Annotated in this window: 18 protein-coding genes; 4 read left to right on the forward strand and 14 right to left on the reverse strand. The window is 65.2% G+C overall.

The genetic code is table 11. The features are described 5' to 3' along the window. The first annotated feature begins 21 nt into the window (after nucleotides 1-21). Both HT579_14710 and HT579_14715 read left to right on the forward strand, forming a co-directional pair. Nucleotides 22-1,233, forward strand: coding sequence for a polysaccharide export protein (locus HT579_14710; protein QKS30064.1), 1,212 nt, complete (start codon nucleotides 22-24; stop codon nucleotides 1,231-1,233). An 85-nt stretch (nucleotides 1,234-1,318) separates the two neighbouring features. Beyond that, a complete protein-coding gene (locus tag HT579_14715) occupies nucleotides 1,319-2,494 on the forward strand; it encodes a glycosyltransferase family 4 protein (GenBank protein QKS30065.1) in 1,176 nt (391 codons plus the stop codon). A 125-nt stretch (nucleotides 2,495-2,619) separates the two neighbouring features. On the opposite strand, the gene HT579_14720 is transcribed toward HT579_14715, so the two are convergent. From HT579_14720 to HT579_14740, 5 genes are all read right to left on the reverse strand, one after another. After that, nucleotides 2,620-3,765: an FAD-binding oxidoreductase gene (locus tag HT579_14720; GenBank protein ID QKS30066.1), complete on the reverse strand. Its 1,146-nt coding sequence runs from the start codon at nucleotides 3,763-3,765 to the stop codon at nucleotides 2,620-2,622. Between the two features lie 207 nt (nucleotides 3,766-3,972). Continuing rightward, nucleotides 3,973-4,827 (reverse strand): endonuclease/exonuclease/phosphatase family protein, encoded by an 855-nt coding sequence (locus HT579_14725; GenBank protein QKS30067.1) that lies wholly within the window; start codon nucleotides 4,825-4,827, stop codon nucleotides 3,973-3,975. Between the two features lie 22 nt (nucleotides 4,828-4,849). Further along, the gene (locus tag HT579_14730; protein QKS30068.1) at nucleotides 4,850-6,310 is read right to left on the reverse strand and encodes a hypothetical protein; all 1,461 of its coding nucleotides are present in this window, start codon (nucleotides 6,308-6,310) and stop codon (nucleotides 4,850-4,852) included. After that, a complete protein-coding gene (locus tag HT579_14735) occupies nucleotides 6,307-6,969 on the reverse strand; it encodes a hypothetical protein (protein QKS30069.1) in 663 nt (220 codons plus the stop codon). The genes HT579_14730 and HT579_14735 overlap by 4 nt, the downstream gene beginning before the upstream one ends. Further along, nucleotides 6,966-7,556, reverse strand: coding sequence for a winged helix-turn-helix transcriptional regulator (locus HT579_14740; GenBank protein ID QKS30070.1), 591 nt, complete (start codon nucleotides 7,554-7,556; stop codon nucleotides 6,966-6,968). Before HT579_14740 ends, HT579_14735 begins: the two co-directional genes overlap by 4 nt. Before the next feature lie 118 nt (nucleotides 7,557-7,674). Between HT579_14740 and HT579_14745 the strand changes: the two genes are divergently transcribed. Both HT579_14745 and HT579_14750 read left to right on the forward strand, forming a co-directional pair. Next, nucleotides 7,675-7,908, forward strand: a complete 234-nt coding sequence (locus tag HT579_14745; GenBank protein ID QKS30071.1) for a thioredoxin family protein — start codon at nucleotides 7,675-7,677, stop codon at nucleotides 7,906-7,908. A 119-nt stretch (nucleotides 7,909-8,027) separates the two neighbouring features. Further along, nucleotides 8,028-8,660 carry an MBL fold metallo-hydrolase gene (locus tag HT579_14750; GenBank protein ID QKS30072.1) on the forward strand — a complete coding sequence of 211 codons (633 nt, stop codon included), beginning with the start codon at nucleotides 8,028-8,030 and terminating at the stop codon, nucleotides 8,658-8,660. Nucleotides 8,661-8,753: 93 nt separating this feature from the next. Here HT579_14750 and lpdA read toward each other — a convergent pair whose 3' ends face one another. The 9 genes from lpdA to sdhC form a co-directional block, all read right to left on the reverse strand. Further along, on the reverse strand, nucleotides 8,754-10,190 hold the full coding sequence (lpdA, locus tag HT579_14755) for a dihydrolipoyl dehydrogenase (protein ID QKS30073.1): 1,437 nt from the start codon (nucleotides 10,188-10,190) through the stop codon (nucleotides 8,754-8,756). Between the two features lie 90 nt (nucleotides 10,191-10,280). After that, a complete protein-coding gene (odhB, locus tag HT579_14760; GenBank protein ID QKS30074.1) occupies nucleotides 10,281-11,558 on the reverse strand; it encodes a 2-oxoglutarate dehydrogenase complex dihydrolipoyllysine-residue succinyltransferase in 1,278 nt (425 codons plus the stop codon). 12 nt (nucleotides 11,559-11,570) lie between these two features. Further along, the gene (locus tag HT579_14765; GenBank protein ID QKS30075.1) at nucleotides 11,571-14,411 is read right to left on the reverse strand and encodes a 2-oxoglutarate dehydrogenase E1 component; all 2,841 of its coding nucleotides are present in this window, start codon (nucleotides 14,409-14,411) and stop codon (nucleotides 11,571-11,573) included. 111 nt (nucleotides 14,412-14,522) lie between these two features. Beyond that, entirely contained in the window at nucleotides 14,523-15,818 is a 1,296-nt protein-coding gene (gltA, locus tag HT579_14770) for a citrate (Si)-synthase (protein ID QKS30076.1), read from the reverse strand. A 70-nt stretch (nucleotides 15,819-15,888) separates the two neighbouring features. Further along, nucleotides 15,889-16,143 (reverse strand): succinate dehydrogenase assembly factor 2, encoded by a 255-nt coding sequence (locus tag HT579_14775; GenBank protein ID QKS30077.1) that lies wholly within the window; start codon nucleotides 16,141-16,143, stop codon nucleotides 15,889-15,891. Further along, nucleotides 16,143-16,856 carry a succinate dehydrogenase iron-sulfur subunit gene (locus HT579_14780; protein QKS30078.1) on the reverse strand — a complete coding sequence of 238 codons (714 nt, stop codon included), beginning with the start codon at nucleotides 16,854-16,856 and terminating at the stop codon, nucleotides 16,143-16,145. The genes HT579_14775 and HT579_14780 overlap by 1 nt, the downstream gene beginning before the upstream one ends. Nucleotides 16,857-16,880: 24 nt before the next feature. Continuing rightward, entirely contained in the window at nucleotides 16,881-18,665 is a 1,785-nt protein-coding gene (gene sdhA, locus HT579_14785; protein ID QKS30079.1) for a succinate dehydrogenase flavoprotein subunit, read from the reverse strand. Beyond that, on the reverse strand, nucleotides 18,666-19,013 hold the full coding sequence (gene sdhD / locus HT579_14790; protein QKS30080.1) for a succinate dehydrogenase, hydrophobic membrane anchor protein: 348 nt from the start codon (nucleotides 19,011-19,013) through the stop codon (nucleotides 18,666-18,668). It abuts the gene before it with no gap. Beyond that, nucleotides 19,007-19,399, reverse strand: a complete 393-nt coding sequence (gene sdhC / locus HT579_14795) for a succinate dehydrogenase, cytochrome b556 subunit (GenBank protein QKS30081.1) — start codon at nucleotides 19,397-19,399, stop codon at nucleotides 19,007-19,009. Before sdhC ends, sdhD begins: the two co-directional genes overlap by 7 nt. Between the last annotated feature and the right edge of the window lie 78 nt (nucleotides 19,400-19,477).

A 19,477-nucleotide genomic window follows, 5' to 3' on the forward strand; every position in this document is an offset into this window, starting at 1 on the left:
TCCTGTCGCAGCCGCAGCCAGATGGCGATTGGTGAGGAAAAGGTCTTGGCTACAACTACTTGTTGCAGAGGTTCGAGAGCGCTGACGCTGGCTGCGGGCGTTGCCGCAGCACTCCTTGCCGGCTGCTCGACCTTCCCCGACTGGCTCCCGTCGAGCGGACCGAGCAGACAGCAGGTGATCGAGGTCCGGGAGGGGCAGCCGGATTCGCTGATCCAGGTCGTCAGCGTCACCGACCGGGTTGCGCGGCGACTCGTCGCGAGCCAGCAGCAGCAGCTGTTTTCGCAGGTCCTGGCGAGCAAGGCCCCGTTCAGTTACACGATCGGGCCGGGAGATGTACTCGAGGTCTCCGTCTGGGAGGCGCCGCCAGCGGTCCTCTTTGGCGCACCTGCACTCGATCCGCGCTCCGGCGTCGCCGCCGCGAGGTCGACTGCCTTCCCCGAGCAGATGGTCAGCAGCGAGGGAACCCTCAACATCCCCTTTGCCGGATCGCTGCAGGTCGCCGGCAAGACGCCGCAGCAGGTGGAGAACGAGGTCGTCCGCCGTCTCAGCGGCAAGGCCAATCAGCCGCAGGCGCTGGTTCGTGTCATCCGCAACGCGACATCGAATGTGACCGTTGTTGGTGAGGTGGCGGCGAGCACACGCATGCCGCTCACCGCGCGCGGCGAGCGACTGCTCGATGCGCTGGCCGCCGCCGGCGGCGTCCGGCAGCCGGTGGGAAAGGTGACGCTGCAACTGACGCGCGGCGAGCAGGTACATGCCCTCGCCCTGGAAACGATCATTCGCGACCCGAAGCAGAACATCGCCCTGCAACCCGGAGACGTCATCACGGCACTGTTCCAGCCGCTGAGCTTCATCGTTCTCGGCGCCACGGCGAAGAACGAGGAAGTCAACTTCGAGGCGCAGGGAATCACGCTGGCACAGGCACTGGCGCGAGTCGGCGGTGTGCAGGACCGGCTGGCGGATGCCCGCGCCGTCTTCATCTTCCGCTTCGAGGATCCGGCGGTGCTCGACCTGCCCGCCCCACCGCGGACAACGCCCGAGGGCAAGGTACCTGTCGTCTATGAGGTCAATCTCAAGAATCCGGAAACCTTCTTCCTCGCCCAGGGGTTCCCGGTACTCAACAGGGACGTCCTCTACGTCGCCAACTCGCCGGGCGCCGAGCTGCAGAAATTCCTCGGAATCATCATGCCGGCTGCCTACTCGGTACTCAATACCTATAACGTGACCAAGTGACGGGCGGCAGCGCCAGCAGCGGGCGGATCCGCGGGCCGAGAGTGGGTCACCGCTGCCCGCACGCGACTGCCACAGCGAGCGACGCATGAAGGCGATACTGCTCGACGTCAGCCGCCTTCTCGACCGCCGGCTGCAGCGGCGCTTGCCGACCGGCATCGACCGCGTCAGCCTGGAATACGTGCGGCACTTCGGCCCGCACTCGACCGCGCTCGTGCACGCTGCCGGCCAATGGATCGAACTGTCCACGGGCGACTCGATGCGCCTGTTCACCGGCCTCCTCGCCGAACCTGCCGACTCGCGACGCTTCAACGCGCTGATCGCGTGGCTGGTGGCCAAGGCACTGCCACGCAGCATCGGCGCGCGCTTCACCTCGCGCCGGCTGCTCCTCAATACCGGACACACCGGACTGGACCAGCCCGGGTACGCGCACTCGCTGCATCGCTCGCCGCTGCGACCGGTCTTCTTCGTGCACGACCTCATTCCGCTGAGCTACCCCGAGTATTGCCGTCCGGGCGAGTCCACGCGTCACCGCATCCGCATGCAGACCGTGCTGTCGACCGGGCAAGGGGTCATCGTCAACTCGCAGGCGACGCTCGATGCGATGCAACACTACGCGGCAGAGCACCACCAGCCGCTGCCGCCCGCCGTCGTCGCACCGCTGGCGCCGCCGCAGTGGCCCGCGGCCGGCACGCAACCGCCCTTGCCGCCGCCGTACTTCGTCATGCTCGGTACGATCGAACCGCGCAAGAATCACTGGCTGATCCTGCACGTCTGGCGGCAGCTGATCGCGAAGATGGGCGCCAGCACGCCGCGCCTTCTGGTCATCGGTCAGCACGGCTGGGAGAGCGAGAACGTCGTCGATATGCTCGAACGCTGCGAAGTCCTGCAGGGCTTCGTCTTCGAGCGGTCCAGCTGTTCCGATGCCGAACTCGCAACCTGCATGCGGCATGCGCAGGCGCTTCTGTTCCCGTCATTCGCCGAAGGCTACGGCATGCCGCTCGTCGAGGCGCTGGCTCTTGGCCTGCCGGTGCTCGCGAGTGACCTGCCGGCTTTCCGCGAAGTGGGCGGCGCAGTCCCCGAGTACCTCGATCCCCTCGATGGCCGGCGATGGGCTGACCTGATCGTCGACTACGCGTTGCCCGAGAGCCCGTGCCGCCGGGCTCAGCTGCTGCGGCTCGACGGCTTCGTCGCGCCGACCTGGCAGGCGCACTTCGCGCAGGTGGAAGCGCTGCTGGATCGTCTGGACCCGGCCCACGGCTGATCCGCCTGCGCCGGCGTCGTTCACCGCCGTCGAGCCACCCCCTGTCCGGCGTGCGGCCACGGCAGACGGCGTGGCTGCCGCCGGCGGCCAGCCGGCGGTCGCCAGGACACCCATGCCGCCACGGATCAGGACCTGAGGCGCGCCGGAGCGAGCCGCTCGGCGGTCAGGCCTTGTGCTGCGACATGCTCGGGCAACGGCAGCCGACGAACCAGCGCCGCGCAGCTTGCGCCCATCGCCGGCGAGGTCTGGATGCCGTAACCACCCTGGGCAGCCACCCAGAAAAATCCGGGGGCCCCGGGGTCGAAGCCGCCAACGAGGTCGCCGTCGGCGACGAAGGAGCGCAAACCCGCCCAGGTGTGGGTCGGACGGCGGATGCTCAGGGTGGTCATTTCCGCCAGGCGGTGGATTCCCAACGCGATATCCAGCTCCTCAGGCTGCACGTCCTGCGGCTCGACCGGATCGGCATTGGCCGGCGAAGCGAGCAGCCGGCCGGCGTCAGGCTTGAAGTACCAGTCTTCGGCGATGCCGATGGTCAGCGGCCAGCGTGCCACATCGACGTCTCCCGGTGGCGGAAAGACGAACACCGATCGGCGTCGGGGCTGCAGACCAATGGGCGCGACCGCTGCCATCTGCGCGATCCTGTCGGCCCAGGCGCCAGCCGCGTTGAGCACGGTCGGCGCCGAGTACTCGCGCCCCCCGGCAGACACCAGCCAGCCGCGACCGGTTCGGGACAGTCGCATCACCTCGGCATCGCAGACAAGCCTGCCACCGTGCTGGCGCACGCCGCGCAGGTAGCCCTGCTGCAGTCCATTGACATCGATGTCGGCAGCGTCGGGGTCGTAGAGCGCGCCAACCACCCTCTCGGGTCGCAGGACGGGCTCCATGGCGCAGGCCTGTTGCCGATCCAGGAGTTGCATGCGGTCGCTCAGCGTGCAGAGAGTCCGCCAGCTCTGCTGCAACAGCGCCTCCTGCTCCTGAGTGGCGACGAGCAAGGCACCGCGGGCTGTCAGCAGTGGATGCTCGGCAAAACCTGGCGGCGGGCACTCCAGGAAAGCTCGGCTGGCCATCGTCAGCGCGCGGACCTGCGCGCTGCCATAGCTCTCGGCGAACAGCGCCGCCGATCTCCCCGTCGCGTGGTAGCCCGGCTGCGATTCACGTTCGAGGACAATGACGCGACCACAGGGTGCCAGGTGCCAGGCGACGGACGCGCCGGCAATGCCACCCCCGATGACGATGAAGTCCGCCTCCTCGGGCGGCTGATGGTTGCTCATGGCGTGCTCCCGAGAGTCGCCCTGCCCAGCGCGCCGCGCTCCACCACGTCGACAGGGAATGCTGGCGCGGCAACTCTCCCGGGCGCGGCGCCAGCCGGCAACCGGGAGCCCGGCGCGGACCAGCGATGCCGGCGATTGTCGCACGGCAGGCAGACCGATCGCGCAGCGATCGCGAGGGGCAGTCTGCCGGCGCCAACGGGGGCCACTCTACGCTGCCCCGGCAGGGCGCGGCGGGCGCAGGGCGAGTTCAGCGATCAGCGGCGCATGATCGGAGCAGCGGGCCCAGGCAATGCCTTTGGGAACGTGCATCTCGAGCACCTGGAAACCGCGCACGTAGATACGGTCGAGCGTCAGCCAGGGAGCAAAGCTGGGGAAGGTGCGGGCAACCTCCGCCGGTGTCGTGCGGCTGCTCCGCCACGGCAGCAGCCAGTCGAGCAGGCGACGGTCCCGCACCTCGCCGGGCGATGCCGCCGTCACCTCGTCGACGCCGAGCCGCTCGCGCAGCACACGGTCGACCCGCTGCTGCCAGTCGTTGAAATCGCCGGCAATGATCAGCGGTACCCTGGCCGGTACCTCGCGGTGCACGAAATCGGCGAGAAAGGTCGCCTGGCGCAGGCGGCTGCGCTTGATCAGCCCGAAGTGCACACAGATCAGGTGGACATCCTTGCCGCGTCCGCGCCCAAGGCGGATCACCGCGTGCAACAGGCCGCGCTTCTCCAGCAGATGGTCCGAGATGTCGTGGTTGGTGTGGGCGACGATGCGGTGGCGCGAGAGGATCGCGTTTCCGTGATGTCCGTGTGGATAGGCGGCATTCATGCCATAGGCGCGGTGCTCGTAGGCACCGGTAGCCAGAAAATCGAGCTGTGTTCCAGACGACGGGTAACCCGGCTGGCGGGCGAGACGCTCGTTGCGGTCCTGCACCTCCTGCAGAAAGACGATATCGGCATCGATCGCCTCGAGCGCCAGCCGAACATCGTGAATTCGCGGCCGCCCGCGGATCCCGGTAACGCCCTTGTGGATATTGTAGGTCGCCACCCTCAGCTTCACGGCCGTGTCCGGCATGGTCTCCCCTCCTGATGGGGCATCATGGCAGGCGCTCGAAATAGCGGTCGAGCAGCGCGGGGTCGTCGAAGTGGCGCCGGCCGACGAAGGCGGTCGCATGTCGCCCCCATTGCCGCATCTGGCCGGCACTGCGCACGCCCATCGGCCAGAAGAAGAAACGCTCCGATCGTTCGCTCCCGGGGAGCAATCCGTCGGCGGCAAATGCACTGCGCCTGCCCGCACGCGGCAACGGCAGCGAGCGGAGTTCGTCGTCGTCACGCAGCGCCAGCCGCAATCCCCCCACCGCCGCAGCCGCCTCGACCACGACCTGCTGCAGATAGTGCGTGCCGGCGGCGAGCCTGAGGACGACACGCTCGTTCGCCATCGGCGCCGGCAGCGTCTGTGGCGCGAACAACCCCTCGTCGATGCCGGCCGGCCTTGCTCTGGCGCGCAGCCGTTCGCCGGGAAAGAACAGGTGGTAGCAACCGCAGGGGTGAATCGTGTCGTAAACCAGGGCATCGCCATCCTCGGCCAGGGTGACCCGCCAGAGCAGGCCGTCGAAGCGTCCTGCCAGCAGATCAGGAGCCCGCGCGGGCGGGCGCTCGGAAAACCATGCAGTGTAACTCAGCTGCAAGAGCCAGCGACCCGCCACTTGCGCGTGCCCGCCGCGGACGTAGAGCACTGGCACCGCGGTGGCCACCGCCAGTCGCTCGCCGCCGGCGCCATCGGGCTGCCAGACAAGCGCTCCGGGCCGGTCCGCGTCGCCCGCAGTCTCGATCTCCAGCCGCGGAGCATGGCGGACGACGAGTTCGGCGAGTGCCGGGCCGGCGACGCTCGGCAGTCCGAGCTGCGGCAGATCCCTGATTGCCGGCAGGCTTTCCGGCAACGGCTCGGGAACGTAGCGCACGCGCTGCGGACCGCTGGTCGTGCCGACCGCCTGCGCGGCGAAGGTGGCCAGCGTCTCCTGCCGCCAATGCTCGATGCCCGCGGCGAAGAGATAGCGTGTCAGCGGGTAGAGGCCGAGCGCGCGCAGCGTCGTCGAATAGTCGTCGGGCACATCTGCCACTGCCTGCAGCTTCGCCAGCTGTTCCTGGTCGGCGTGGCTGAGAGTCTGGCGACAAGCAGCCAGTGCCTCGACGGTTGCCGTCGTCGTGCCGCCGGTGTTCGCCAGCTCGATCGCGCGATCGGCGGTGTCGAGCTGCGCCAGCGCCCGATACCATGGCGTCGCAGGTCCGTCACCCGCGGCCACCGTTGCGGCGGTTGCCAGGCTGGCGAGTACACGGTCAACGCGCAGGTGGGGAAATCCGGGCACACGTGGCGATTGCGCATCGCGCGTGCCTTCGGCGTCGATGCGGTGGTCGATCAACGCGAACAGGCGCGCGCACTCGCCGACGGCGTCATCGCGCAGGCGGCGCTGCGCTGCCGGATCGTAGGCATGTGGATCGAGGGCGGTGCAACCGAGCAGCGAGCAACAGCCTGCCACGACGAGCGAACAGCGCCTCATCCGGGTGGCTCCACGCCCGCAAGCGATTGCTGCCGGCGCTCGATCTCGCGCAGCATCGCCTCGAACTGTGCGCGCATCGTCTGCCGCACGGCGGCGACCCCGAAAAGGGCACCGACCAGCGGTGGCAGCGGGGTGGCCAGTTCGAAACGCGCGTCGTACTCGAGCTGCACAACGCCCGGCGGCAGCCCCCCGCTCCCCTTGCGGATCCGGTAGCGGCCGCTGAAGCTGCGCAGCGTCGACCCATCGCTGGCGTTTGCGTCGGCCGGCGCCAGCTGCGCCATGACGGTTGTGTACGGGAGGTGGAGGACATCGAGACGCAGTTGCACCGGCAGTTCGAAGAAGAAAACCGTAAAGACGCCCGCCTGCTCCAGCAACAGGCGGTTGCCTTGGCGCTCGAGCACGCGCGCGCGCCGAACGCCGGGGACGAACTCGCGCAGGCGCTCATAGTCGGTCAGGGTATCCCAGACGATTCGCTGTCCCGCAGCGAGCTGCCCGCTTGCATGCACACTGTACGCCTCGCCGTCGCGCCGGACCTCGACCTGCGCCACCGCTCCACTCTCGGTACCAGCGGCAAGGCCGAAGGCCAGCGAAGCGATGCCCGCGATGACGGGCACCCGCCACCGTCGCCAGTGCGGCTGTCGCGCTGCCAGCCCGCTCATGCCTCGCGGCTGGACGCCGCCGGCGTCTGGCGATCCGTTCCGGCGGCGCTCCACTCACGGCAAATCTTGATCGTCTGTTCGGTCACCAGAGCTTCACCGGTGAGGCCGCAGCGGTGGCTTCCGGGCTCACCGAGAAAGTGCGCGCATTCACGGCACTGACCGAATGCCTGGCGACCATCAAGTCGCTGCAGGCTGCCGAGAACGCCGCGCAGTTGGACGGCGAGATCCTCCAGGTCGGCGCCGCCGGCGGCCAGCAACTCGTCGAGACGCTGCGGCCAGCTGCCGGCCAGCACCTCCTCACCCGCTGCAGTCAGCTTCAGGTGCACGCGGCGACCGTGGCGATCGTCGCCACTGCGGTTGATCAGCCCCTTGCGCTCGAGCATCGCCAAGGTCTGCGAGACCGTGCCGCGGGTGATGCCGAGGTAGCTGGCGACGGCGATCGGGATATCGCTGTAGCGATTCGCCTGCGCGAGATAGCCGAGCACCTGCAGATGCACCGGCAACAGCCCATGGCGCGCGGCATCTTCGCGTACCAGCTGCTGGAGCAGTGCCGCCAGGCGCTCGAGAACGAAAACGGTCGGGCTCATCGACATAATGTATCGCCTCGAATCATTGCTTGACAAGCCGTTTGTAGCGGCGTTAACCTGGATTATGCATCGAGTCGATGCATCTATCGGTTAAACGTTCCGCCAACAGGAGAAAGCCATGAGCAATGCCATCTTCTACCACGCCGGTTGCCCGGTCTGTGTCGCAGCTGAACAGCAGTTCGCGCAAGCCCTCGATCCCGCTCGCTACGCGCTCGAGGTGGTACACCTCGGCCAGGATTCCAGCCGCATTGCCGAGGCTGAAAGCTTGGGCGTGCAGTCGGTCCCGGCCTTGGTGATCGACGGTCAGGCCTTTCACATCAACTTTGGCGCGCCGCTCTCGGCGCTGATGTAGGCCTCGGGCGCCGTGCGCGACAGCCCGCCCTGGCAGGCTCGCCGTGCCGGGGCGGCCGGTGGCTCTGCTATACTGCGCCACCGCTGCCACCATTACCCGCCCGCCCGGCGTCTTCGCGCATGAAATACCAGATCATCCCGGTCACTCCCTTCGAGCAGAACTGCAGCCTCCTGTGGTGCGAGCAGACCCGCCGCGGCGCGGTCGTCGACCCGGGCGGCGACATCGCGCGCATCCTGCGCGCCGTCGAGGCCAACGGCGTCGAACTGGAAAAAATCCTGGTCACCCACGGCCACATCGATCACGCGGGTGCCGTTGCCGATCTGGCGGCACGCCGTTCGCTGCCGATCGAAGGACCACAGCGCGAAGATCAGTTCTGGATCGATGGCATGCCGTCACAAAGCCGGATGTTCGGCCTGGCAAACGCACGCAGTTTCACTCCCGACCGCTGGCTCGCCCATGGTGATACGGTTTCCGTCGGCAACGTCGAACTCGAGGTCCTGCACTGCCCCGGACACACACCGGGACACATCGTCTTCTTCGACCGCAACGGGCGGCTGGCGGTGGTGGGCGACGTTCTTTTCCAGGGCTCGATCGGCCGTACCGATTTTCCCAAGGGCGACTACGAAACGCTGATTTCGTCCATACGCAACCGGCTGTGGCCGCTCGGCGACGATGTCGCCTTCATTCCGGGGCATGGTCCGATGTCGACCTTCGGCAAGGAGCGCCGCAGCAACCCCTTCTGCGGGGACTGAGCAGCAACCACCGGGTTCTGCACATTCCACCTGCAAGGCAGGAGGAAGGCGGGGTGCCAGCAGCACCACGCCCTTTCCCTTTTTCTGTCCGGACTAGAAGTGCAACGGCCGCTTGTCACAAGCCAGCGCCGCCTCGTGCACCACCTCCGACAGCGTCGGGTGCGCGTGACAGATGCGCGCCAGGTCTTCGGAGGCGGCAGCGAATTCCATCGCCACGACGCCTTCCGAGATCAGCTCGGACGCGTTCGCGCCGATGACATGGACACCGAGGATGCGGTCGGTTTCCGCACAGGCCAGGATCTTGACGAAGCCGGACGGATCGCCCATGCCCAGTGCACGGCCATTGGCGGCAAAGGGGATCTTGCCGGCCTTGTAGGCAGTGCCTGCGGCTTTCAGTTGCTGTTCGGTCTTGCCGACCCAGGCGATCTCCGGGCTGGTGTAGATCACCCAGGGAATCGTCTCGAAATTGCAGTGCCCGGCCTGGCCGGCCATCAGCTCGGCGACCATGACACCCTCTTCCATCGCCTTGTGTGCCAGCATCGGACCGGCCACGACGTCGCCGATGGCCCACACTCCCGGCAGGTTGGTCCGGCAGTGCGAATCGACTTCGACCTGGCCGCGCTCGTTCAGCTGCAGACCCACCTTTTCGGCAGCCAGGCCATCCGTGTTCGGGATGCGACCGATCGAAACGATCAGGCGGTCGGCGTCGAGCCGGTGCTCGCTCCCATCCTTGTCCGTATAGTCGATCGACACGCCCTTCTGCGAGACCTTCACGTCGCCAATCTCGATGCCGAGGATGATCTTCAGTCCCTGCTTGGCGAACAGCTTCGCCGCCTCCCTGGCGACATCGACGTCGGCCAGCGCCAGGAAGTCGGGCAGCGCCTCGAGGATTGTCACCTCGGCACCGAGCCGCCGCCAGACGCTGCCCATTTCGAGACCGATGACGCCGGCGCCGATCACCGCCAGCTTTTTCGGTACGGCGGCGATGTCGAGCGCACCGACGTTGTCACAGACGATCTCGTTGTCCACCGGCACCCCGGGCAGGTGCCGCGCTTTCGAACCGGTCGCGACGATCACCTCCTTCGCCTCGACGACGTCGTCGCCGACCTGCATCTGCCAGACCTCGCCGCCAGCCACCTGCTTGCGGCCGACGAAGCTGCCATGCCCGTTGAGCAGCGTCACCTTGTTCTTCTTGAACAGCCCCTTGATGCCGCTGGTGAGTTGCTTGACGATGCCGTTCTTGCGCGCCAGCATCTTGCCCACCTCGATCACCGGCGTGCCGACGCCGATTCCCTGCTCGGCGAAGCTGTGTCCGGCTTCCTCGAAGAGGTGCGAGGTATGCAGCAGCGCCTTCGACGGAATGCAGCCAACATTCAGGCAGGTGCCGCCAAGCCGCGGCTCGCCTTTCGGGTCCGCATAGGCGTTCGATTCGCAGCAGGCGACATTGAAACCGAGCTGAGCGGCGCGGATGGCAGCGACGTAACCACCCGGGCCGCCGCCGACGACAAGAAGGTCAAATTGCTTGGACATGATGGATTCCCTTTCCAACCGCGGAGACACGAAGGCACGGAGTGGGCACAGGGACCTGCCCCTGTGTCTCCGTGCCCGGGTGATGAGCGCCTAGACGCCGAGCAGCAGGCGAGCCGGATCTTCCAGCGCTTCCTTCATCGTCACCAGACCGAGTACGGCCTCGCGGCCGTCAATGATGCGGTGATCGTAGGACATCGCCAGATAGTTGATCGGCCGGACGACGACCTGACCATTCTCGACCACCGGCCGATCCTTGGTGGCATGAATGCCGAGGATCGCCGATTGCGGCGGATTGATGATCGGTGTCGACAGCATCGAACCGAAGACGCCGCCGTTGGAGATCGAGAAGGTGCCGCCGGTGAGTTCTTCCATCGACAGCTTGCCATCCTTGGCCTTGACGCCATACTCGCCGATCTTCTTCTCGATGTCGGCGAAGGACATCTGGTCGGCATCGCGCAGGATGGGCACGACCAAGCCGCGCGGACTGCCGACAGCGATGCCGATGTCGATGTAGCCATGGTAGACGATGTCGTTGCCATCGACCGAAGCATTCAGCACGGGGAATCGCTGCAGGGCAGCGACCGCCGCCTTGACGAAGAAAGCCATGAAACCGAGGCGAACCCCGTGCGTCTTCTCGAAGCGATCGCCGTACTGCTTGCGCAGCGCCATGATCGGCCCCATGTTGACCTCGTTGAAGGTGGTCAGAATGGCGTTGCTCGCCTGCGACTGCAGCAGGCGCTCGGCGACGCGGGCCCGCAGGCGTGACATCGGCACCCTCTGCTCCGGCCGTTCGCCGAGCGGCACGGTGACGCTTGGTGCCGGCGGCAACGCCGGCGCTGCGGTGACGAAAGGACTTGCCGGCTTGGCGGCCGGCGGCTTTGCTGCCGGCTCCGGAGCGGCCGCAGCAGGCGCCTGCGCCGCCAGCGCGTCGGCCTTGGTGACGCGGCCACCACGACCACTGCCCGCCACGTCGCCGACTGCGACACCCTTCTCTTCGAGGATCTTGCGCGCCGCCGGCAACGCGACCCCGGCGGCACCCGCCACGGGGGCAGGGCTCGCTTCTGCTCGCGCCGGCGCCGCCGCGGCTGCAGCCGGTGGCGCCGCGGCGGCAGCCACCGTACCGGCCTGTGCAGCGGTATCGATGCGCGCAATCACTTCGCCGGCGACGACGGTATCACCGTCACCCTTGACGATCTCGACCAATACCCCGCTGTCCGGCGCGGGCAGTTCGAGAACGACCTTGTCGGTCTCGATGTCGATCAGGTTCTCGTCGCGGGCGACCGCCTCGCCGGCCTTCTTGTGCCACGAAACCAGCGTCGCCTCGGCGACCGATTCGGAAAGCTGTGGAACTTTGACGTCGATGATCATGTTCTCTCCGTTCTAGGGCAGTTTGTAATACTCGATCTCACCCAGGGCAGAGTCGATCAGAGCCTTCTGTTGGGCGTTGTGCTTGCTCGCGTAGCCAACCGCCGGCGAGGCCGACGCCGGGCGCGAGACGAGCAGCAGGTGCTGCTTGTCGCTCAGCGAGCGCGACAGGTGCTGGCGCGAGGCGATCCAGTACCAGGCGCCCTGGTTGCGCGGTTCTTCCTGGCACCAGACGACCTCGGTCGCCTTCGGGTACTTCGCCAGCTCTTCCTGGAATGCCTCCTGCGGGAAGGGGTAGAACTGCTCCAGGCGGGCAATCGCGATGTGCGCGATCTTGCGCTCGTGGCGCGCGGCCACGAGTTCATAGTACACCTTGCCGGAGCAGAAGACGACGCGGGTCACCTTTTTCGCATTGATCGGCTCGACCTCGCCGATCACCGGCTGGAATTCGCCTTCGCTCAGATCCTCGAGTGAGGATGTCGCATCCTTGTGGCGCAGCAGCGACTTCGGCGAAAAGACGACCAGCGGCTTCCGCTGGTTGCGTACCGCCTGGCGCCGCAGCATGTGGAATACCTGCGCCGGCGTCGACGGCTGGCAGACCTCCATGTTCATTTCCGCACAGAGCTGCATGTAGCGCTCGATGCGCGCCGACGAGTGTTCCGGCCCCTGACCCTCGTAGCCGTGCGGCAGCAGCAGCACCAGACCGCTTGCGCGCCCCCACTTCGCTTCGCCGGAGGCGATGAACTGGTCGATGACCACCTGCGCGCCATTCGCGAAGTCGCCGAACTGCGCTTCCCAGACGACCAGTTCGAAGGGATTGGCCGTCGAGTAGCCATACTCGAAGGCGAGCACGGCTTCCTCTGAAAGCACCGAGTCGAAACACTGGAAGCCACCCTGCCGATCCTGCAGATTGGCCAGCGGATAATAGGTGCCGCGGTCCCAATGTTCGCGATTCTGGTCGTGCAGGGCGGCGTGGCGGTGGAAGAAGGTGCTGCGGCCGACATCCTCACCCGAAATCCGCACGCCGTAGCCCGAGACGAGCAGCGAAGCGTAGGCCAGGTTCTCGGCCATCCCCCAGTCGACCGGGAGTTTGCCCTCGCCCATCAGCCGCCGGTCGTCGATGATCTTGCGGACCCGGCTGTGCAGCGTGAAGTTGGCCGGAATCGTCGTCAGCCGCTCGGCCAGCCGGCGCAGTTCGGCAACCGGCACCTTGGTATCGCAGTTCTCGATGTAGCTCGGCGAAAGGAAAGGCGTCCAGTCGATGGTCATCGGGTGCTTGTAGCCGGCTATCACCGGGTTGTAGAGCAGTTCGCCACGGTCGAGGTGGGCACGATAGTCGGCGATCATCTCGTCCGGCCCCTGTGGGGACAGAACACCCTCGGCGACTAGCTTGTCGGCGTAGAGCTTGCGCGTTCCGGGATGTTGCTGGATCTTCTTGTACATCAGCGGCTGCGTGACCATCGGCTCGTCCTGCTCGTTGTGCCCGAGCTTGCGATAGCAGACGATGTCGATCACGACGTCCTTCTTGAAGGTCTTGCGGTACTGCACGGCGATGCCGGTGACCAGCGCCACGGCCTCGGGGTCGTCACCGTTGACGTGGAAGATCGGCGCCTCGGCCATCTTGAAGATGTCGGTGCAGTAGAGCGACGAACGATAGTCGCGCGGATCGGAAGTCGTGAAGCCGATCTGGTTGTTGATGACGATGTGGATGGTGCCGCCAACCCCGTAGCCACGCGTCTGCGCGAAGTTGAGCATTTCCTGGTTGACACCCTGCCCGGCAACCGCCGCATCACCGTGCAGCAGCACCGCCAGAACCTTGTCCTGGCCGTCCGCGCCGCGCCGCCGCTGGCGCGAATAGACCGAACCGACGACCACGGGGTTGACGATCTCGAGGTGCGACGGATTGAAGGCCAGCGTCAGATGGCAGGGGCCACCCGGTGTCGACACGTCCGACGAGTAGCCCATGTGGTACTTCACGTCCCCGGCGGTCAGTTCCTGCGCCTTCTTGCCCTCGAACTCCTCGAAGAGCATCGCCGGCTCCTTGCCGAGGGTGTTTACCAGGACGTTCAGCCGCCCGCGGTGCGCCATGCCGACGACAATCTCATCGACACCGCCGGCACCGGCAACGCGGATCAGTTCGTCCATCGCCACGATCGCCGACTCGCCGCCCTCGAGCGAGAATCGCTTCTGGCCGACGTAGCGGGTATGCAGGTAGCGCTCGAGCGTCTCGGCCGCCGTCAGGCGCTCGAGCATGCGCTTGCGCTCGTCGGCCGTGTAGTTCGGCTTCGAGTGGATGCGCTCGAGGCGATCCTGGATCCAGCGCTTTTCCGCCACCGTGCTGATGTACATGTACTCGACACCGATCGAGCCACAATAGGTGGCCTTCAGCGCATCGTAGATCTGGCCGAACGTGGCGTGGTCGGGAGTACCCTTGAAGGAACCGGCGTTGAAGACGGTGTGCAGATCGGCGTCGGAGAAGCCGTAATAGGCCGGGTCGAGTTGCGGCACCTCCGGACGCGCCATGCGCTTGAGCGGATCGAGGTTCGCCCAGCGATCACCGATGAAGCGGTATGAGGTGATCATCTGCAGCACACCGACCTGTTTCCTGTCGTCAACTGGTGCCGCCGCCGCCGCCCGGTAGCCTCCCTTCCTCGCCTGCTCGGCAAAAGCATTGATGACCGGCAGATGCGGGACGTCGCGCGCGACGTAGCCCGGCAGTTGCGCCAGCCTGTCGAAATAGTCGCGCCACTGCTCGGAAACGGATCCCGGATTGTCGAGGTAGTTCTCGTACAACTCCTCGACAAAGGGTGCGTTGCCGCCAAAGAGGAGGGAGTTACCAAAAAGCTGATTCATCATGGCAGTTACCTGTCTTCACCGTTCTGGTTCGGATTGAAAAGACCTGTGGCGGAAAGACCACAGCATGAAAAAAGGGCGGCTACTGCCTGCCGCCCTTTCAACCCAATCGCTCTAGCGCTGAGTGACGGGTACGACGTCGCGCCTGGCAGCGCCGATGTAGAGTTGACGCGGGCGACCAATCTTGTACTCCGGATCGTTGATCATTTCCTCCCACTGCGTCATCCAGCCAACGGTGCGCGCCAGCGCGAAGATGCAGGTGAACATCGAGGTCGGGATACCCAGGGCCTTCTGGACGATGCCCGAGTAGAAGTCGACGTTCGGGTAGAGCTTCTTGTCGATGAAGTATTCGTCTTCGAGAGCGATCTTTTCGAGTTCCATCGCCAGCTTGAACAGGCGGTCGTTCTGCAGACCGAGTTCGCTGAGGACGTCGCTGCACACCTTGCGCATCAGCTTGGCGCGCGGATCGAAGTTCTTGTAGACGCGGTGGCCGAAGCCCATTAGCTTGAAGTCGTCGCTCTTGTCCTTCGCCCGCGCAATGTACTTGCCGACGCGCGAAACGTCGTGGATTTCCTCGAGCATCTGCAGGCACGCTTCGTTCGCCCCACCGTGCGCCGGCCCCCAGAGACAGGCGATGCCCGCCGAGATGCAGGCATAGGGATTGGCGCCCGAAGAGCCGGAGAGGCGGACCGTCGAGGTCGATGCATTCTGCTCGTGGTCGGCATGCAGCGTGAAGATCGTGTCCAGCGCATGCACGAGAACCGGATTCGGAACGTACTTCTCGCACGGCGTGGCAAACATCATGTGCATGAAGTTCGCCGTGTAGTCGAGATCGTTGCGCGGATACATGAACGGCTCGCCGCGGTGGTACTTGTAAGCCATGGCGACGATCGTCGGCAGCTTGGCAACGATGCGGTTGAAACTGATGTTCTGATGCTCGAGGTCCGAGAAATCCTCGGCTTCATGGTAGAACGCGGACAACGCCCCGACGACGCCGACCAGCACGGCCATCGGGTGCGCATCACGGCGAAAGCCCTGGTAGAACTTCACCAGTTGCTCGTGCACCATGGTGTGTTCCTTGATGTTCAGCTCGAACTTCGCTTTCTGGGCGGCGTCCGGCAGTTCGCCGTGCCAGAGCAGGTAGGCGACCTCAAGGAAGTTGCACTGTTCGGCAAGTTGCTCGATCGGATAGCCGCGGTACAGCAACTCGCCCTTGTCGCCGTCGATGAAGGTGACCGTCGACCGGCAGCTCGCTGTCGACAGATAGCCGGAATCGTAGGTAAACAGGCCGGTCTTGGCACCCAGGGTGCGAATGTCGATGCAATCATTGCCGTGTGTCGGCGTCATGATTGGAAACTCGACGGGCGGCCGTCCGTCGATGATCAGGGTTGCTTTACGCTCGGTCGTCATTGGTTGAATCCCCGTTCAGGTGTTGAAGTCACTGCTACGAACAGGAAGCTCTGAGACTAGAATCGCTTCCTTACTTAACTCTTACGCTGCGCAACAAGGCGAGCACGTCGGCCTGCACCGGATCGTCGGGCTCGCGCTGGCCATTCACCAGCGGCCACAATTCCAGATCCTCCATGTCCGCCATGCTGACGAAGGCATCCGCCTGCGCTGGACTCAGGGTCGGGTAGATCCGCTCGAGGAACTCGCCGAGCAGCAGATCCATCTCCAGCATCGCGCGCCGGGTGCAGCGCCAGCGCAGGCGGTTGAGCTTCTCCCGATCGTCCATCAGATGGCGCGACGAACCATCATTTCCTTGATCTTGCCGATCGCCCGCGTCGGGTTCAGCCCTTTCGGGCAGACGTCGACACAGTTCATGATCGTATGGCAGCGGAACAGGCGATAGGGATCCTCGAGATCGTCGAGGCGCTCGTTGGTCGCCTGATCGCGGGTATCGGCGATGAAGCGGTAAGCGTTGAGCAGCCCGGCCGGGCCAACGAACTTGTCGGGGTTCCACCAGAACGAGGGGCAAGAGGTGGAACAGCAGGCGCAGAGAATGCACTCGTAGAGACCGTTGAGTTCCTCGCGCTCCTCCGGCGACTGCAGCCGCTCGCGCTCGGGACGTGGTCCCTCGTTGATCAGGTACGGCTTGATCGAGTGGTACTGCTTGAAGAATTGCGTCATGTCGACGATCAGGTCGCGAATCACCGGCAGACCCGGCAGTGGCCGCAGGACGACCGGCTGCTTGAGATCCTTGATCTCGGTCAGGCAGGCGAGGCCATTCTTGCCGTTGATGTTCATGGCGTCGGAACCGCAGATGCCTTCGCGGCACGAGCGGCGATACGACAGGCTGTCATCCTTCGCCTTCAGCCGCGTCAGGACGTCGAGCAACTTGCGGTCGAGCGAGAAATCGACCTCGACCGACGCATCCTGCATGTACGGCGCGGTGTCCTTGTCAGGATCGTAGCGGTAGATCTTGAACTGCATGGTACTGGTAGCCATTATCTTGCACTCCTTGGCGCACGATCAGTAGGAACGCGTCTTCAGCGCGATGGTTTCGACGGACAGCGGCTTCATGATCACCGGCTTGTAGCTCAGGCGATTGCCCTCGCGGTGCCAGAGGGTGTGCTTGTGCCAGTTGACGTCGTCGCGCCCGTTCGGATTGGCCGGTGTGTCCGGCGCATCATCGCGGACATGGGCACCCCGCGATTCCTTGCGCGCTTCGGCGGACACCATGGTCGCCTTTGCCACCTCGATCAGGTTGTCCAGTTCGAGCGCCTCGACGCGGGCGGTATTCCAGACCTGCGACTTGTCCTTGATTTCCGTGTGCGCCACGGCCTTCTCGACCTCGACGATCTTCGCGACGCCCTCGACGAGCATGTCCTTGAAGCGGAAGACGCCGCAGTGCTTCTGCATCGTCCGCTGCAGTTCGAGGCGGCATTCATTGACACTGGCGCCACCAGTCTGCGTGTTGAGGCGGTTCAACCGCGCCAGGGTGCGATCGGCAAAATCGGCCGGCAAGTCCCGCAGGCCAATCTCGCCCGAGCGCAGATCGTCGATCACCGTATCGCCGGACGCCTTGCCGAACACCAGCAGGTCGAGCAGCGAATTCGTCCCCAGGCGATTGGCGCCATGCACCGAAGCGCAGGCAACTTCGCCGGCAGCGTAGAAGCCGCGCACCGGCGCGCCGTCGTCGCCGACGACCTGTCCCTTGTAGTTCGTCGGCACCCCGCCCATCTGATAGTGGCAGGTCGGCACCACCGGAATCGGTGCCTTGATCGGGTCGATGCCGGCGAACTGGATCGAGATCTCGCGAATCCCCGGCAGCCGCTTCATGATCGTTGCCGGGTCGAGGTGGGTGATGTCGAGCAGCACGAAATCCTTGTTCGGACCGCAGCCGCGGCCCTCGTTGATCTCGGTGACCATCGCCCGCGAGACGACGTCACGCGACGCGAGATCCTTGGCGTTGGGTGCGTAGCGCTCCATGAAGCGTTCGTTGGTCGAATTGCGCAGGATACCGCCTTCGCCGCGAACCCCTTCGGTGATCAGCACCCCGGCGCCGGCAACCCCGGTCGGGTGGAACTGCCAGAACTCCATGTCTTCCAGCGCGATGCCCGCGCGCGCCGCCATCCCGAGGCCGTCACCGGTGTTGATGAAGGCGTTGGTGGAAGAGTAGTAGATCCTGCCGGCGCCGCCGGTGGCAAAGACAGTCGCCTTGCTGTGGAAGGCGACGACCTCGCCGGTCTCCATCTCGAGCGCAATGACTCCGAGCACCTGCCCCGACTGGTCACGGATCAGATCGAGCGCCATCCACTCGACGAAGAACTGCGTGTTGGCACGCACGTTGCGCTGGTAGAGCGCGTGCAGCATCGCGTGGCCAGTGCGGTCGGCGGCGGCGCAGGCGCGGCGAACCGGCTTCTCGCCGAAGTTCGACATGTGGCCGCCGAACGGACGCTGATAGATCTTGCCTTCATCGGTACGGTCGAACGGCATGCCGAAATGCTCGAGCTCGACGACGACTTCCGGCGCCTTGCGACACATGTACTCGATTGCGTCCTGATCGCCGAGCCAGTCGGAGCCTTTGACGGTGTCATACATGTGCCAGTGCCAGTGGTCCTCCTCGGAGTTCCCGAGCGAGGCGGAGACGCCACCCTGAGCGGCGACGGTGTGCGAACGGGTCGGAAAGACCTTCGACAGGACCGCCGTCTTGAGACCGGCTTCAGACAGCTGGATCGCCGCCCGCAGGCCCGAACCCCCAGCACCAACGATCACGGCATCGAACTTGCGTACCGGTACGGATTGCTTGCTCACTTAAATTCTCCACAGAATCTGAAACGCCCAGCCGGCATAGCCGACGAGCACCGTCGCAGTCGCGATCATCAGCAGCAGACGCAAGCCGTCCGGCTTGATGTAGTCCATCCAGATGTCCCGGATACCGATCCAGGCATGGTAGAAGACGCTGACCAGGAAGAGGAAGGTGGCAAACCTCATGAAGCCGTTGGCAAAGACCGCGCGCCACGCTTCGAAGGAATCCGGCCCGATGGCGCCGACGACGACCAGGAAGATCAACGTGTAAACGGCCATGACGATGGCGGTCGCGCGCTGGATGATCCAGTCCTTGAGGCCGTAGTGTGCCCCGACGAGAATGCGATTTACCATAGCACTTTTGCTCCGATGATCAGCGTCAGGGCGATGCTGACGGCGAAAACGATCTTGCTCGAGAGGCGTGCCGCCTCGAGTTCAATCCCCTTGTGCAGGTCGAGCAACAGATAGCGGATGCCGGCGCAGAAGTGGTGCATGTAGAACCAGATCAGACCGAGGAGGACGATCTTGGCCAGCGGATGGCCCACCACCGCGCGCGCACCGGCATAGCTTTCCGGTGACGCGAGACTGCTCTGCAGCAGCCATAGGAGGAAGGGCAAGAGGAGAAACAGGGCTGCCCCGCTGATCCGGTGAATGATAGACAGGATACCCGGAAGCGGTAGCCTGATGGTTGGCAGGTCCAAGTTCTTTGGACGCCTTTTCTTGACTGCCATCTCTGCCATGAACGTCACCCCTCATGTGTAATGAGGCCGGATGCAGCACCCGACCCCCTCGATACCACGCGCGATTATAGAGTATCG

Origin of the sequence: Candidatus Accumulibacter similis, assembly GCA_013347225.1 — a bacterium.
GTDB classification, from domain to species: domain Bacteria; phylum Pseudomonadota; class Gammaproteobacteria; order Burkholderiales; family Rhodocyclaceae; genus Accumulibacter; species Accumulibacter similis.